General features: G+C 41.3%; 12 protein-coding genes. 10 read left to right on the top strand and 2 right to left on the bottom strand.

All coding sequences use genetic code 11. The features are described 5' to 3' along the window. Positions 1–207: 207 nt before the first annotated feature. From SRA_RS09275 to SRA_RS09265, 3 genes are read left to right on the top strand one after another with little or no spacing between them, the layout of a single operon-like run. A complete protein-coding gene (locus SRA_RS09275; protein ID WP_003090188.1) occupies positions 208–1,572 on the top strand; it encodes an MmgE/PrpD family protein in 1,365 nt (454 codons plus the stop codon). A gap of 46 nt (positions 1,573–1,618) precedes the next feature. Further along, positions 1,619–2,767, top strand: coding sequence for a 2-methylaconitate cis-trans isomerase PrpF family protein (locus SRA_RS09270; RefSeq protein ID WP_003090186.1), 1,149 nt, complete (start codon positions 1,619–1,621; stop codon positions 2,765–2,767). Then, on the top strand, positions 2,761–4,119 hold the full coding sequence (locus SRA_RS09265) for a CitMHS family transporter (protein WP_003090185.1): 1,359 nt from the start codon (positions 2,761–2,763) through the stop codon (positions 4,117–4,119). Before SRA_RS09270 ends, SRA_RS09265 begins: the two co-directional genes overlap by 7 nt. Here SRA_RS09265 and SRA_RS09260 read toward each other — a convergent pair. Next, complete coding sequence (locus SRA_RS09260) at positions 4,116–5,021, bottom strand: LysR family transcriptional regulator (RefSeq protein ID WP_003090184.1); 906 nt, start codon at positions 5,019–5,021, stop codon at positions 4,116–4,118. The genes SRA_RS09265 and SRA_RS09260 overlap by 4 nt on opposite strands. 170 nt (positions 5,022–5,191) lie before the next feature. Here SRA_RS09260 and SRA_RS09255 point away from each other — a divergent pair, with 170 nt between their 5' ends. Beyond that, entirely contained in the window at positions 5,192–5,995 is an 804-nt protein-coding gene (locus SRA_RS09255) for a DUF6612 family protein (protein ID WP_037611240.1), read from the top strand. Between the two features lie 103 nt (positions 5,996–6,098). Here SRA_RS09255 and pbp3 read toward each other — a convergent pair whose 3' ends face one another. Beyond that, positions 6,099–7,337: a D-alanyl-D-alanine carboxypeptidase PBP3 gene (gene pbp3, locus SRA_RS09250; RefSeq protein ID WP_003090180.1), complete on the bottom strand. Its 1,239-nt coding sequence runs from the start codon at positions 7,335–7,337 to the stop codon at positions 6,099–6,101. 322 nt (positions 7,338–7,659) lie between these two features. Between pbp3 and SRA_RS09245 the strand changes: the two genes are divergently transcribed. The 6 genes from SRA_RS09245 to SRA_RS09220 all read left to right on the top strand — a co-directional run bounded on the left by SRA_RS09245 (position 7,660) and on the right by SRA_RS09220 (position 13,762). Beyond that, positions 7,660–9,309 (top strand): peptide ABC transporter substrate-binding protein, encoded by a 1,650-nt coding sequence (locus SRA_RS09245; protein WP_003090179.1) that lies wholly within the window; start codon positions 7,660–7,662, stop codon positions 9,307–9,309. Between the two features lie 101 nt (positions 9,310–9,410). Beyond that, on the top strand, positions 9,411–10,325 hold the full coding sequence (locus SRA_RS09240; RefSeq protein WP_003090178.1) for an ABC transporter permease: 915 nt from the start codon (positions 9,411–9,413) through the stop codon (positions 10,323–10,325). Positions 10,326–10,335: 10 nt separating this feature from the next. Further along, positions 10,336–11,367: an ABC transporter permease gene (locus SRA_RS09235; protein ID WP_003090177.1), complete on the top strand. Its 1,032-nt coding sequence runs from the start codon at positions 10,336–10,338 to the stop codon at positions 11,365–11,367. A 10-nt stretch (positions 11,368–11,377) separates the two neighbouring features. Next, the gene (locus tag SRA_RS09230) at positions 11,378–12,430 is read left to right on the top strand and encodes an ABC transporter ATP-binding protein (RefSeq protein ID WP_003090176.1); all 1,053 of its coding nucleotides are present in this window, start codon (positions 11,378–11,380) and stop codon (positions 12,428–12,430) included. Next, positions 12,423–13,358 (top strand): ABC transporter ATP-binding protein, encoded by a 936-nt coding sequence (locus SRA_RS09225; protein WP_003090175.1) that lies wholly within the window; start codon positions 12,423–12,425, stop codon positions 13,356–13,358. Before SRA_RS09230 ends, SRA_RS09225 begins: the two co-directional genes overlap by 8 nt. Positions 13,359–13,360: 2 nt before the next feature. After that, entirely contained in the window at positions 13,361–13,762 is a 402-nt protein-coding gene (locus tag SRA_RS09220; RefSeq protein WP_003090174.1) for a bifunctional 4-hydroxy-2-oxoglutarate aldolase/2-dehydro-3-deoxy-phosphogluconate aldolase, read from the top strand. Positions 13,763–13,952: the final 190 nt, after the last annotated feature.

Genomic DNA, 13,952 nt, shown 5'->3' with positions numbered 1-13,952 from the left:
AAAAATTAAGTTTTAGAAACATTAAATCAATTATGTTTCTAAAACTTTTTTATTTTGCCCTAAAAACCCTTTAAATCCTTTAATAATGGTAAAATCAGCAGAATCATAGGTTTGAGCTATGTAATTAATATAAAATATTAATTTGAACAATGAATACGGTTACATTATAATTAATTTAAACTTAATCATAAACAAAGGAGAAAGATTATGGAAAATCTAACAGTTGTTGAACAAATGGGCCAATGGGTCGCAGACAAAACCTTCGAGGATCTCAGTAAAGAAGAAGTGGAAGCTCTTAAAGGAAGAGTATTGGATGCAGTTGGCTGTGCTGTAGGCGCTCTGGAAAGCCAAACCATAAAAAACATCCAGCAAATGACACATGACCTGACTAAGGATGGCTCGGTGACTCTGATTGGCGGTGGGAAAACAACTCCTGATTATGCTGCTTTATTCAATGGAGCAACTATTCGTTATTTGGACTACAATGACTCTTACTTGGCAAAAGGAGAAACCTGCCACCCATCTGACAATATTTCGGCTGTCTTGGCAGCAACGGAACATAATAAAGGAACGGGTAAGGATTTCTTACTTGGTCTTGCTATTGCTTACCAAATTCAGTGCCGTTTGTCCGATGAAGCACCTGTTAGAAAACATGGTTTTGACCATACTGTTCAAGAAGCTTACGGTGCAGCAGCAGGTGCAGCTAAGGCACTTGGCTTGAGCAAAGAACAAATTGCAAATGCTGTGGCTATCTCAGGAACCAGTTATAATTCTCTGCGTGTGACAAGGACAGGAGCCTTATCTAACTGGAAGGGCTTAGCAGCTCCCAATACTGCCAGAGGTGCAGTGTCATCTGCTCTGTTGGCTAAATACAATATTACCGGACCTCGTGAAGTCTTTGAAGGCAATAAAGGTTTTTACGAAACTATCGCAGGTAAATTTGATATTGACTGGGAAAAAGAAGGCTTGGGACATGTTTTAAAGACGATTATCAAGCGCTACAATGCTGAAATCCACTCTCAGTCTTCTATTGAAGGTTTGATTGAATTTAGAAATAAAGAGCATATTGCTCCTGAAGATATTAAAGAAATTCGCTTGGATACCTTTGATGTTGCCTTTCATATTATCGGCGGCGGTGAAGAAGGAGATAAAAAACAAATTAGACTTAAGGAAGAAGCCGACCATTCTCTTCCTTACATGCTTGCAGCTGCTTATTTGGATGGTCAAGTGCTTCCTGCCCAATATGAGCAAGAAAGAATTCTGAAGCAAGATGTTCAGGATTTGCTGCAAAAAGTTACCGTTAGGGAAAATCCTGCCTTTAGCGAACGCTTCCCGGCAGAAATGGCTATTAAATTAGAAATTGAAACCAATGACGGTCAGGTTTATGTTGTCGAAAAAGATGACTACCAAGGCTTTACATCAAGACCAGCCAGCTGGGATATTCTGTTGGAAAAATACTATTCATTAACAGCAAATATTGACAGAGAATTGGCAGAAAAAATTGCTAAAACAATTGAAAAACTGGAAGACATTGATATCAGTGAACTGACGGAGCTTCTTGCAAAAATCTAAACTGATCAATTAACCTAATCATCTTACAAAAGAAAGAGTGGTGAATATGTTAGAAGAAATGCCAGTAAGTATTTATCGCGGCGGTACCAGTAAAGGTGTCTTCATTGATGAAAAAGTACTGCCGGCCGATAAAGATGCCAGAGATAAGATTCTCCTGAAATTAATGGGAAGTCCGGACATAAGACAAATTAATGGTTTAGGCGGAGCAGTATCAACAACCAGCAAAGCCGCAATTATTTCTAAAGAAGAAAAAGAAGATTGGGATGTTAACTACACCTTTGCCCAAGTAGCCGTTGATAAACCTGTGGTTTCTTATTCAGGCAATTGCGGTAATATTTCTTCTGCTGTAGGAATTTATGCCATTGAAAATCAGCTGGTAGAGACAAGCTCACCTGAAACGGTCGTTCGTGTCTACAATACCAACACCAAAAAGGTCATCAACGAGTATATTCCTACACCTGATGGAAAACTAACTTATGAAGGAGACTTTGCTATTTCAGGTGTTCCCGGTAAAGGAATCAAGATAGAACTGCAGTTTGTTGAGCCTTCCGGTGCTTTCAGCGGCAAGCTGCTGCCAACCGGTAATACAAAAGATGCCCTTATTTTGAGCAATGGTCAGGAACTAACTGTTTCGCTTGTCGATGCAGCTAACCCCTTGGTTTATGTGCGGGCAGAAGACTTAGGATTGGAAGGGACAGAAAGTCCTGAGATGATTGACAGTGATTCTGAACTATTGGCTCAGCTGGAAGAAATCAGAGGGAGAGCAGCGCAGCTGATGGGACTTATTGAAAAACTGGAAGACAGCGCAATTATCGCTCCCGGAGTACCGAAACTGACGATTGTTTCGACCCCTCAAACCTATATCACTACGGAAAATGAAAAAATTGACGGAGCGGATTTTGATATTGCTGTCAGAATGATGAGCATGCAGAAAGCTCATAAATCTATTGCGCTGACAGGAGCTTTGTGCACCGGCGCAGCTAGTAAAATTAAAGGAACGATTCCTTATGAATTAGTCAGCGATAAGAATTTAGGCAATCAATTAGAAATTGCCCATAGCAGCGGTAAAATTTCAGTTTCGATTGATTATGAAACTACCAATGATAAAACTCTGATAAAATCTGTTTCAAGTTATCGAACAGCTAGAAAAATTATGGTAGGAACAGCGTTTATTGAGGAGGATAGACCATGTTAGCACTGCTTGGATATTTAATGATTATTATCTTTATGGTATTGCTCCTGACAAAGAAAATCAGTCCCTTTGTCGGTTTGATACTGGTTCCAGCTATTTTTGGAATCATTGCAGCTCTTTTTAAGGGAGCATCCATATTGAAAGCTTTTGAGTGGATTTACGAAGGGCTCTACTATGCCGTTGCAGGCTCGGGTAAGATTACTGCTGGGGTAGCGCCAACCATAACTCTATTGCTCTTTGCCATTTTGTATTTCTCTATAATGCTGGATGTGGGTCTGTTTGATCCGTTGGCAGTTATGATGATTAAATGGGCAAAGGGTGACCCTATGAAAATCACCATTGCCTCAGCTGTTATCACCCTAGCCGTTTCTTTAGACGGTGACGGAACAACAACCGTTCTGATTGTAACAGCTGCCATGCTGATGCTGTTTAAGAAAATGAAGATGAAGCAGATTTATCTGGCCGCTATCATTGGTTTTGGTAATTCTGTTATGAACTTGGTTCCTTGGAGCGGCCCTATGGCGCGGGCAATGCCTGTGTTAAATATCGGCCCTAAAGAATTTTTGCTGCCCGTTTTACCAGGGATGTTTGTCGCTGCGCTTTTAGGTCTTTTTCAAGCTTACACGTATGGGAAAAGGGAAAGAAAAAGACTGGGTTATGTTCCTGGTAAAGGAATCCTGACAGAAAGCGAAACGACAGGTATTATTAATGATGTAACTCTGACCAATGTTGAATATAAAAGACCTAAGTTAATCTATTTTAATCTCTTATTGACCCTTGCGATTATGGTCTTGCTGATTATGGATTTGATTAATGGCGGTATCTTATTCTTGCTGGGGACAGCCATTGCTTTATTTGTTAACTATCAGGATTTATCTCTCCAAAACTCTCGCTTGTTAGCCAATGGTGCAGAAGCTTTGGGTCCTGTTTCCTTGGTCTTTGGTGCCGGAGTTATTATGGGGGTTCTCAATGGAAGCGGTATGAGTAACGCTATTGCTCATCAGTTGGTATCAATGATTCCAGAAAATCTCGGAAGTTACATTCCGCTGATTTTGGCTCTGATTTCTCTGCCAGGTCTCTTCTTCTTACCAAATGACGCTTTCTATTTTGGTCTTCTGCCGGTTATTGCTCCTATAGCTTATTCTTACGGAGCAACACCTGTTGAAGTCGGGGTAGCTTCACTTATGGGACAGGCTGTCAGATTTGCCAGTCCTTTGGTAGCCTTCCTTTACGTATTGGTTGATAGAACCGAGGTCAGCTTTATCGACTATCAAAAAGAATACCTAAAGTGGGGTTTGATGAGTTTTGTCTTGCAGACACTAACTGCCATCTTGACCGGAGCTATTCCGATTTAAATTGATTTTTTACAAATATCAATAAAGGATTTGGCAAAGAAAGGCAGGCTGCGATTTTTTCGATAAGCAACGATTAAATCAACGTAAACCTTATCTTTCAAAGAGAAAAAGCGAATCTTATTGTCAATTCTGAGATGCTTGGTGTGAGAAGCGTTGACAAAACAGACGCCGAAATTATTGGCGACTAGGCTAAGAGCTGTTTCGATGTTTCTGGTTGCCAGCACTCGCTGAGGCTGAAAATGATTCTTGACAAAAATATCATCTGCCACCTGTCTTGAAAATTGATCAGGATAGTGTAGGATAAATAGCTCATCAGCCAGCAGATGCATATCCAAAGAAGGATAGGATTCCTTATCGTTATACATGCCAAATTTACTCAAGGGGTGCTCAACAGGAAGGGCTAATAGAATCTCTTCAGATTTTATTTTCTCGGTTTCCTGCTGATACCCCTCTTTTGTACGGTTCATCAAGGCGAGGTCAACATCGCCGTTCTCGATCAAACGGGAAAAAGTCTTGGAAGAGGATTCGTTTAGCTCAACCTCAACGTTTGGAAACTGTTCGTGGAATTTTGGCAGTAAGACAGGCACTAAGTAAGAGCTTCTCAGCAGAGGGATAGCCAGTCTCAGACGGCCAAATTTATTGTCAAGGAAATTTTGCATGGTGTCATTGAAATTTTCTTGGATATGCAGAATTTGCAGTCCGTATTTTAAAAACTCCTCACCCAAATAAGTCAGCTCTAATTTTTTGCCGTGCTGTACAAAAATTTCAAATCCCAGCCGCTGCTGCATATTTTTAATATAAGTACTCAGTGAAGGCTGGGTGATGTAGAGTGCCTGAGCGGCCTTGGTAATGCTGCCTGTATCAACAATTGCCTTGACGTATTCAATATCTCTGATTTCCATAAACAGCCTCCCGAGTGATCTAATCTGGCTTTGCCTTTATTATAATACATGATAGCTGCCTTTTCCACATTTGTCAAAGGAATGATGAGCGTATTGAAACGGCTTTCAAAAAATGATAAAATGAAGAACATAGAGGCAGTACCTCTTTGGAAGGGAGAAAGGGAGAAATGATGAAGAAAAAACATGCTATTTTAGTAACTGTCTTGGCAGCCTTGTTGTTAGTGACGGGCTGTGTTCCTCAGCGTCTAATGAATTCACGGCAAAGGCAGCAGACAGCTCGGAAGACCAATAAAAAGATGTCTATTGAAGATTTCTTGGATAAGGTTAAAGAAGCCAATGACGAGATTGAAACAGTACATTTTGAAATGAATACAGATGTTAGCTCAAATGGGCGTAAAAGCCAGCACATGGTGGCTGATTTAGGATATGACAGTTCCGGTGAAACTATCAAAAAGGCCAATGTTGTTATTGATGAGACAGTCAATGGGGCTAATCAGTACCAAGAGATTGTTGGAGATCAAAATACTGCTCGAGTGCGTACCTCAAAAAATGGCAGCTGGAAGACAGCTGACCCTCAAGGCAGATATACTGTTCGTCCGAGTTACTTCAATTTCTTAAAAGTTCTTTATTCTATGGAGGATGACCTAGTCCTTAAACAGAGCGGCAGCGAATACAAGCTGACCTTACGCAGCCAAAATGTAGACCTCGTTTCTTTATTCAAGGAAGAGCTGAATCTTTATATTAGAGGAATCAATCAGTCTGAATTAAAAAAAGACTTTGAGGTGACCTTTGATAAGAAAACGTTCTACCTAAAAGACTTCAACTTGCAGCTGTCTTATGATGGGCAAAGAGGCCAGCTTGATTTAGAAGCAGACGGAACATTTTCAAAATGGAATAAGGTGAAAGACTCACAATTTTCAGTCAGTGACTCAACTTCTGATGATTCTGACGATTCTGATTCTGATTCTATTTAAACAGCCTAGCTATCATTAACAAAAAAGCAGACAGAAGGTTTAAACGCCTGTTTGCCTGCTTTTTTAGTTAATGTTGTATTCACAGCAAGATCTTTTGATTCTGCTAGAGTTTTTCGTTGACATATCGAACAAAGTGATTCCACCAAACCTTTAGGAAGAAGCTGCGCTTTACTTCAGTTTTAGCAACCAATTTGACGGTTGGCGGGGAATCGAGATAACCTTGTCCCACAAGGTTGCTGTCCTTGAAACGGGCCTCTCCGACAGACTGCCCTTTTTGAACAGCTGCAGTATAGCCTTCTTTTTTCGAATTAATAATCACAGCCTTCTTTTGGCTGCTGGTTTTAGTCTGGATGACAACAAGATTTTCTTTGGCGACAGCAGAAACGCTGCTTTTTTTGCCATCGATGACTTTTGCAGTACTGTTTTTGTAGGCCTGGCCCTTTCGAATCAATGTTGTCCGTTCATAAGTGTTGCTGACATAATTGAGAAGATCATTGGTTGCTTTGAAGCGGGCGGAATCGTCGGTATCAGAGTTATTGGCATTTAAAACAACAGAAATGATGCGCATGCCGTTTTCTTTGGCAGTAGCGACAAAAGAAGCTCCTGCAAACTCAGTTGTTCCTGTTTTGAGACCGTCAACTCCTTCGCGGGCATAAGGCATGTTAGGCAGCATGTAGTTGTAAGTGTCCATCTTGGTTCCGGCAAAGTCTTCACTCGTTTTTTTAGTGATTTTTAGAATCTGAGGAAAGTCTTTGATCAAGTGTCGTGCAATAATGGCGACATCTTTGGCGCTCATCATGTTTTCTTCATCAGTCTCAGATCCGGGATAGATATGGTCGCCTAAAAGTTTGTTATTGAGTCCGGAAGCATTGACTAGCTTGGCATCTGTAATTCCCCAGTCTTGCAGCTGCTTTTTCATCATATCAACAAATTTGGGTTCTGTTCCACCGATTTTTTCAGCTAAAGCAATGGCTGCGCTGTTGGCGCTGGCAATCATGGAAGCATCCACTAACTGTTTAACGGTATATTCTCTGGCTTCCATAGGGACATTGCTGGCGCTGTAATCGGTTGTCAGCCCATAGGGATAATTAGAAATTTTAACCTTGGTATTCCAAGTCAAATCTCCGGCCTTGATTTCCTTATAAACAAGATAGATTGTTAAAATCTTGGTAATGGAGGCAATGCCGGCAGGACTTGTGGCATCTTTTTCATAAAGAATTTTACCGGTATTGGCTTCAACAGCGATGGCATGTTTAGCGGCTGCATCAAAGTGCTCTTCAGCCTTAGCTTGAAAGCTAAAGAGAGCAAGGCAGAGCAGTGCTAGGCATAAAATCTTTTTCATCATAAGTTTAATTATAGCATATTTTAATAGAGAAAAAACTTTTCTTTAAAACTTATGGAGTTTTGATATGAAGCTGTCAGCGAGGGAAAATAAGCGGCTGCTGACAAACTGCTTGGCGGGACCTTTGAGAGAAATATGTAAAAAATAATTTAAAAAAACGTCAAAAATGGCTGTCAAAGCCTTTTAATTAAAGCGTTTTCTGAACTTTTTGGAGGAGCTCCAGGAGCGTCTTGAAAGCTTGCTAAAAAGATTAAAATAAGATAAAATATCTGTAACATTAGTTTTAAATTCCCAGTTATTGAAGGATACAAAGGAGACTATTATGTTAGAAAAAAAGAAAAGTACATGGAAGCATGTCGGTCTAGGAGTGGTTGCTTTAGCTTCAGCTGCTGCTTTGGCAGCCTGCGGGAATGGCAGCAAACAGTCATCAAAAGATGAAATCAATTGGTATTTCCGTACAGAGATTAACTCCTTAGATATTTCTAAGAGCACAGATACCTATTCTGGGACAGTTATTGGAAATTCAGGCAGCAATCTGCTTCGTGTTAATGCTAAAGGAAAAACTGTTCCTGACTTGGCTAAAAAAGTTGAAGTGTCAAAAGACGGTCTGACTTATACGGCAACGCTTCGTAAAGGTATCAAGTGGTCGGATGGCAGTGCGATTACGGCTAAGGACTTTGTTTACTCATGGCAGCGTATCGTTAACCCTAAGACAGCTTCTGAGTACTCAAATCTGGCACTTGATTCCCACGTTAAAAATGCTAAAGCTATTAACAAAGGAGAAATAAAAGACCTCAATGCTCTGGGCGTAAAGGCTGAAGGAAATAAAGTTATCTTCACTTTGGAAACACCAACTCCGCAAATGGAATATCTCCTTGCCTTCACGAGCTTTATGCCGCAAAAAGAAGCATTCGTCAATAAGGTCGGCAAGAAATACGGAACCAATTCTGACAGTCAGCTCTATTCAGGACCGTACATTGCAACCGGCTGGAATGGGACGAATGGCAGCTATAAGCTCAAAAAGAATAAATACTACTGGAATGCTGATAAGGTAAAAACAAAGGTTATCAACATCCAGACTGTTAAAAAACCAGAAACTGCCGTGCAAATGTACAAGCGCGGGGAATTGGATATGGCAGAAATTTCCAATACACCAGCCCTTTATAAAGCTAATAAAAACAACAAAGATGTTGTCAATATTTATGAAGCTGTAACAACCTATTTTGAATACAACCAAACCGGTACCAATAAGGCCCTGTCAAACAAGAAAATCCGTCAGGCTCTTAATTATGCGACTAACCGCAAGGCTTATGTTGATACAGTTATTCCGACTGGTTCCCGTGCGGCAACCGGTATAGCTCCTTATAAACTTGCCAAAGTTAACGGCAAGGATTTATCAAAAGAAGTAGCACCTGGTTATAGCTATGATGTAGACAAGGCAAAAGAGCTTTTCAAAGAAGGTTTGCAGGAAATCGGTCAGACATCAGTGAAGTTTACGATTACGTCTGATGCTGATTCACCAACTGCTAAAGCAGGTCTTGATTATATTAAGGGTGCTTGGGAGAAGGCTCTGCCAGGCTTAACCATTGAAGAAAAGTTTGTTCCTTTCAAACAGCGTCTGCAAGATTCAAAAGCACAAAACTTTGATATTGTGATGACGCTTTGGGGTGGTGACTATCCAGAAGGTTCATCTTTCTACAGCCTTTTCACCAGCAAGTCTTCCCAAAATAATGGTAGGTTCTCAAACCCTGCTTATGACCAAGCTTATGAAAAAGCTGTGACAACGGATGCCTTAGAACCGGCTAAAGCAGCTGAAGATTACAAAGCAGCCGAAAAAGCTTTATTTGACGAAGCCAATATCAATCCAATTTACTTCCGCAGTATGAAGGGCTTGCAAAATCCTAGCATCAAGGGCTTAGTCCGCAGCTCTACAGGCTTAAACGTAGACTTCACTTATGCTTATAAGAAATAAGGCTTAAGATAAGAACAATTTCACACATGGCAAGGATTGGCTGAGGCCAGTTCTTGTTTTTATTGGAAAAAGCTCCAATAAAAGCTAAGAAAAGGAACATTATGCTTAAATATATTCTTAAACGTATAGGAATTCTTTTGCTGACCTTATTTATAGTTGTCACCATTACTTTCTTTCTCATGAAGGCGATGAAAGGAACTCCTTTTAATAATCCTAAATTAACTCCGGAAGCAGTCGCTGTTTTGAATGCGCAGTATGGACTGGATAAACCTGAGTGGCAGCAGTATTTGATTTACTTGAAAAATGTTTTTACCGGCGACTTAGGAACGAGTTTTCAGTATGTTAATCAGCCGGTAACAACCCTGATTGTTCAACGCTTGGGTATTTCTGCTCAGCTTGGGATACAGGCTTTGATTTTAGGTGTCGGTATGGGCTTGATTGTTGGGGCTGTTTCGGCACGCCACCAAAATGATAAAATTGATGGTCTTTTAAGTGTGATTTCAACGCTTGGATATTCTGTTCCGTCTTTCATTTTGGCAGTTTTTCTGCTTAATGTATTGGGTTACCGGCTGCAGTTTCTGCCGGTTTCAGGCTGGGGGAGCTTTTCGCAAACCATCCTTCCGACATTAGCTCTGTCCTTTAATCCTTTTGCTGTGACTACGCGTTTTGTCAGAAGTGAAATGATTGAAGCGTTGAATTCTGATTATATTCAGCTGGCAAGGGCTAAGGGGCTGACAGACCGTCAGGTAGCTAATCGCCATGCCTACCGCAATTCCATGATTCCTGTCCTAACTTTGGTAGGTCCCATGGCGGCTAATTTGTTAACAGGTTCTGTCTTAATTGAGAGGATATTTTCTATTCCAGGAATTGGTGAGCAGTTTGTTAACTCCATTCCGTCCAATGACTATCCTGTTATTATGGGAACAACCATTGTCTATGCGGTGATGCTGATGAGTATGATTTTGCTGACAGATATTGTTACCAGCATTGTTGACCCGCGCGTTCGTTTGCAGTAAGGAGACTAAGATGGCAGATAAAAATAGAAAATTTGTGCTTGTTGGTGCGGGAAGTGCCAGTGCACAAGAAAAAATTGAAAAGCCAGCCCTGTCTTTCCTGCAGGATGCTTGGCGGCGTTTAAAGAAAAATAAATTAGCAGTTGTTTCACTCTGGTTTTTAACCCTCCTTATGGCATTTTCGCTGCTGTCTCCTTTGTTTGTAACACAAAAGGATGCCAATAGTTTCGATTCGGATAAGGTATCTACCTATGGGAATTTGCCGCCCAACAGTGGTTTGGGTATTCCCGGCTGGAATGGTGTGTTTCAGATGCCTGGATCTAGTTCTGCTTCTAACGTTTATGAGGATCAGTCAGTTCCTGAAGGAAAATATTTCTTATTAGGGACTGACAGCCTAGGAAGGAGCCTTGGCAAACGGATTATCGTTGGTATTCGTATTTCGCTCTTAGTGGCAATTGCAGCGACCTGCATTGACCTTATCATCGGTGTCATTTATGGCCTTACTTCTGGTTATATCGGCGGGATGGTCGATACGGTCATGCAGCGTATTATTGAAATCATTTCTTCTGTTCCTAACTTGATTATTGTGACAATGCTTGGGCTCTTGCTGGGAAATGGTATACTGGCCATCATTCTTTCCATCGCTCTGACCGGCTGGACGTCAATGGCCAGACAGGTCAGAAATATGACCTTATCTTATAAGGAAAGAGATTTTGTTTTAGCTGCGAGAACCCTTGGTGAAAGTGGGCCTAAGATAGCTTTTAAACATATCCTCCCTAATATTTCCGGAGTTATTATCGTTCAGATTATGATGACCATTCCTTCGGCCATCATGTATGAAGCCATCCTTTCAGCTATTAACTTAGGTGTGAAACCGCCGACTTCTTCTCTGGGGTCTCTGATTTCGGATGCTCAGGAGAACCTGCAATACTACCCTTATCAGATTATTCTGCCGGCTCTTGCTTTGGTGCTAATTTCCTTAGCCTTTATTTTGCTGGGCGATGGCTTGCGTGATGCATTTGATCCAAAATCAGATCAGGACTAAGGAGGAAGATATGAGTAAAGAAAAAATTTTACAGGTCAATAACCTCCGTGTCAATTTCCATACTTATGCTGGTGAGGTTAAAGCGATCCGCGACGTCAGTTTTGATCTGGAAAAGGGTGAAACCCTTGCTATTGTAGGTGAATCTGGCTCTGGGAAATCTGTAACAACCCGCACTTTGATGGGGCTGTCTGCTAAAAACGCTGAGATTTCAGGAGACATTGAATTTAAAGGCCGCAATCTCATTGATTTAAAAGAAGAAGACTGGGTCAATATCCGCGGCAACGATATTTCCATGATTTTCCAGGATCCGATGACCAGCTTGGATCCGACAATGAGAATCGGTCTGCAAATTGCTGAGCCTATCATCAAGCATGAAAAGCTTGCTAAAAAAGAAGCTTTAGCGCGTGCTTTAGATATCATGAAAAAGGTCGGTATTCCTAATGCTGAAGAACACATCAATGATTACCCTCATCAATGGTCAGGCGGTATGCGCCAGCGGGCTGTTATTGCCATTGCTCTTGCAACTAATCCGGAAATTCTGATTGCTGATGAACCGACAACAGCTCTTGATGTGACGATTCAGGCACAGATTCTTCATTTGATGAAGGAAATCCAAAAGAATACAGAGTCTTCTATTATTTTCATTACGCATGATTTAGGCGTTGTAGCCGGGATGGCTGATCGGGTTGCTGTCATGTATGCCGGTAAAATTGTTGAGTACGGAACAGTAGATGAGGTTTTCTACAATCCACAGCATCCCTATACTTGGGGACTTTTGAATTCTATGCCGACAACCAGTACGGCAGCAGGGAGTCTGCAATCAATTCCGGGAACACCGCCTGATTTGCTGCATCCACCCAAAGGAGATGCCTTTGCTCCGAGAAATGAATTTGCACTTGACATTGATCTTGAGGAAGAACCGCCGTTTTTCAAAGTCAGTGACTCGCATTATGCAGCTACTTGGCTGCTGGATGAACGTGCTCCTCAAATCGTGCCCCCAGAAAGGATTTTGAAGCGCTGGGAAAAATGGAGGAGCTTGAAAGGAGAAGAGCCTAATGACTGAAAATCGTAAAAAATTGGTGGAAGTCAAAAATGTTTCTTTGATATTTAATAAAGGCAGATCCAATGAAGTCAAGGCTATTGACAATGTCAGTTTTGATATTTATGAAGGCGAGGTCTTTGGCCTTGTCGGAGAATCCGGCTCAGGTAAGACGACTATTGGCCGTGCTATTCTTAAACTCTATAATATTGATGAGGGTGAGATTGACTTTGAGGGGCAGACCATTTCAAACTTGAAAGGTAAGGAGCTTTTTGAGTTTCGCAAAAAAGCGCAGATGATTTTTCAAGATCCTCAAGCCAGTCTGAATGGACGTATGAAAGTTAGAGACATCATCGCTGAAGGTCTTGATACTCATAAATTAGTTAAAAACAAAGAAGAACGTGATGCTAAAGTTCAAGAACTGCTTGACTTGGTTGGCTTAAATAAGGATCATCTGACACGCTATCCGCATGAGTTTTCAGGCGGTCAGCGGCAGCGCATCGGAATAGCCCGTGCTTTGGCTGTAGAGCCTAAATTTATTATTGCAGATGAGCCAATCTCTGCTTTGGATGTTTCCATTCAGGCTCAGGTCGTTAATCTGATGCAGAAACTGCAGCATGAACAAGGGCTGACTTACCTATTCATTGCTCACGACTTATCTATGGTTAAGTACATTTCCAATCGTATCGGTGTTATGCATTGGGGGAAAATAGTGGAGATTGGTACATCAGACGAAGTTTACCACCACCCCATTCATCCATACACAAAGAGCCTGTTATCAGCGGTTCCTGAACCCGATCCCGAATTGGAGCGCAAGCGCGTTCACAGGCTTTATGATCCTGCCGGTGAATTAGACGGACAGGCGCGTGAGATGCGTGAAATCACCCCGGGACATTTTGTTTTATCTACGGAAGAAGAAGCAAAAGCTTATCAAAAAGAATTAAAACTATAAAAATGGTAGTAAAAGACCTGGCTTGCAGCTGTACTGCAGGTCAGACTGACAAAGCAGGAGCAAAATTTCTGGTCAGTCTGCATTGCTCAGAAGAAATAGCTGCCTATGCTCCAGGATGTGCTACAGTAACAGAGGTTGTTAAGGCGACAAAAATGGGAGCAATGATAATAAAATTATTTCCCAGTGAGGCTATAGGCAAGAATTTTATTAAAGCTGTTCATGATCCATTGCCTAACGTTAATCTTATGCCTTCAGGAGGAGTATCAATTGATAACGTTAGAGAGTGGGAAAAAGCAGGAGCCTGTGCGATAGGCATTGGAGGTGCACTCACGGAAAAGGTTTCTGAAGAAGGCTATCAAAGTATATCACGGCTAGCCCGTGTCTTTGTTGAGGCGGCAAATTAAACTGTCTCTTTGTCAAATTAAATAAATTGATTTTTACACTATCATATTACTTGGTAGAAAGAAAAAGCATGGACTGATAGGAACTGTGCCCAACTGTTAGATTTTTAGTTTAACCATTGGGAGCTGGTTCAGCTATTGTCCATGCTTTTTTGCTATCGTTAGTCACAACTTATCTGGAGGGCTCAGAACC

It is taken from the genome of Streptococcus ratti FA-1 = DSM 20564 (assembly GCF_000286075.1).
GTDB lineage: Bacteria > Bacillota > Bacilli > Lactobacillales > Streptococcaceae > Streptococcus > Streptococcus ratti.
Note: the sequence above shows the minus strand (reverse complement) of the source record. Positions and strands in the feature narration are given on the sequence as shown.

Coding starts and splice junctions, on each gene's coding strand:
- SRA_RS09275 (WP_003090188.1), top strand. CDS start 208: ATGGAAAATCTAACAGTTGTTGAACAAATGGGCCAATGGGTCGCAGAC.
- SRA_RS09270 (WP_003090186.1), top strand. CDS start 1,619: ATGTTAGAAGAAATGCCAGTAAGTATTTATCGCGGCGGTACCAGTAAA.
- SRA_RS09265 (WP_003090185.1), top strand. CDS start 2,761: ATGTTAGCACTGCTTGGATATTTAATGATTATTATCTTTATGGTATTG.
- SRA_RS09260 (WP_003090184.1), bottom strand. CDS start 5,021: ATGGAAATCAGAGATATTGAATACGTCAAGGCAATTGTTGATACAGGC.
- SRA_RS09255 (WP_037611240.1), top strand. CDS start 5,192: ATGAAGAAAAAACATGCTATTTTAGTAACTGTCTTGGCAGCCTTGTTG.
- pbp3 (WP_003090180.1), bottom strand. CDS start 7,337: ATGAAAAAGATTTTATGCCTAGCACTGCTCTGCCTTGCTCTCTTTAGC.
- SRA_RS09245 (WP_003090179.1), top strand. CDS start 7,660: ATGTTAGAAAAAAAGAAAAGTACATGGAAGCATGTCGGTCTAGGAGTG.
- SRA_RS09240 (WP_003090178.1), top strand. CDS start 9,411: ATGCTTAAATATATTCTTAAACGTATAGGAATTCTTTTGCTGACCTTA.
- SRA_RS09235 (WP_003090177.1), top strand. CDS start 10,336: ATGGCAGATAAAAATAGAAAATTTGTGCTTGTTGGTGCGGGAAGTGCC.
- SRA_RS09230 (WP_003090176.1), top strand. CDS start 11,378: ATGAGTAAAGAAAAAATTTTACAGGTCAATAACCTCCGTGTCAATTTC.
- SRA_RS09225 (WP_003090175.1), top strand. CDS start 12,423: ATGACTGAAAATCGTAAAAAATTGGTGGAAGTCAAAAATGTTTCTTTG.
- SRA_RS09220 (WP_003090174.1), top strand. CDS start 13,361: ATGGTAGTAAAAGACCTGGCTTGCAGCTGTACTGCAGGTCAGACTGAC.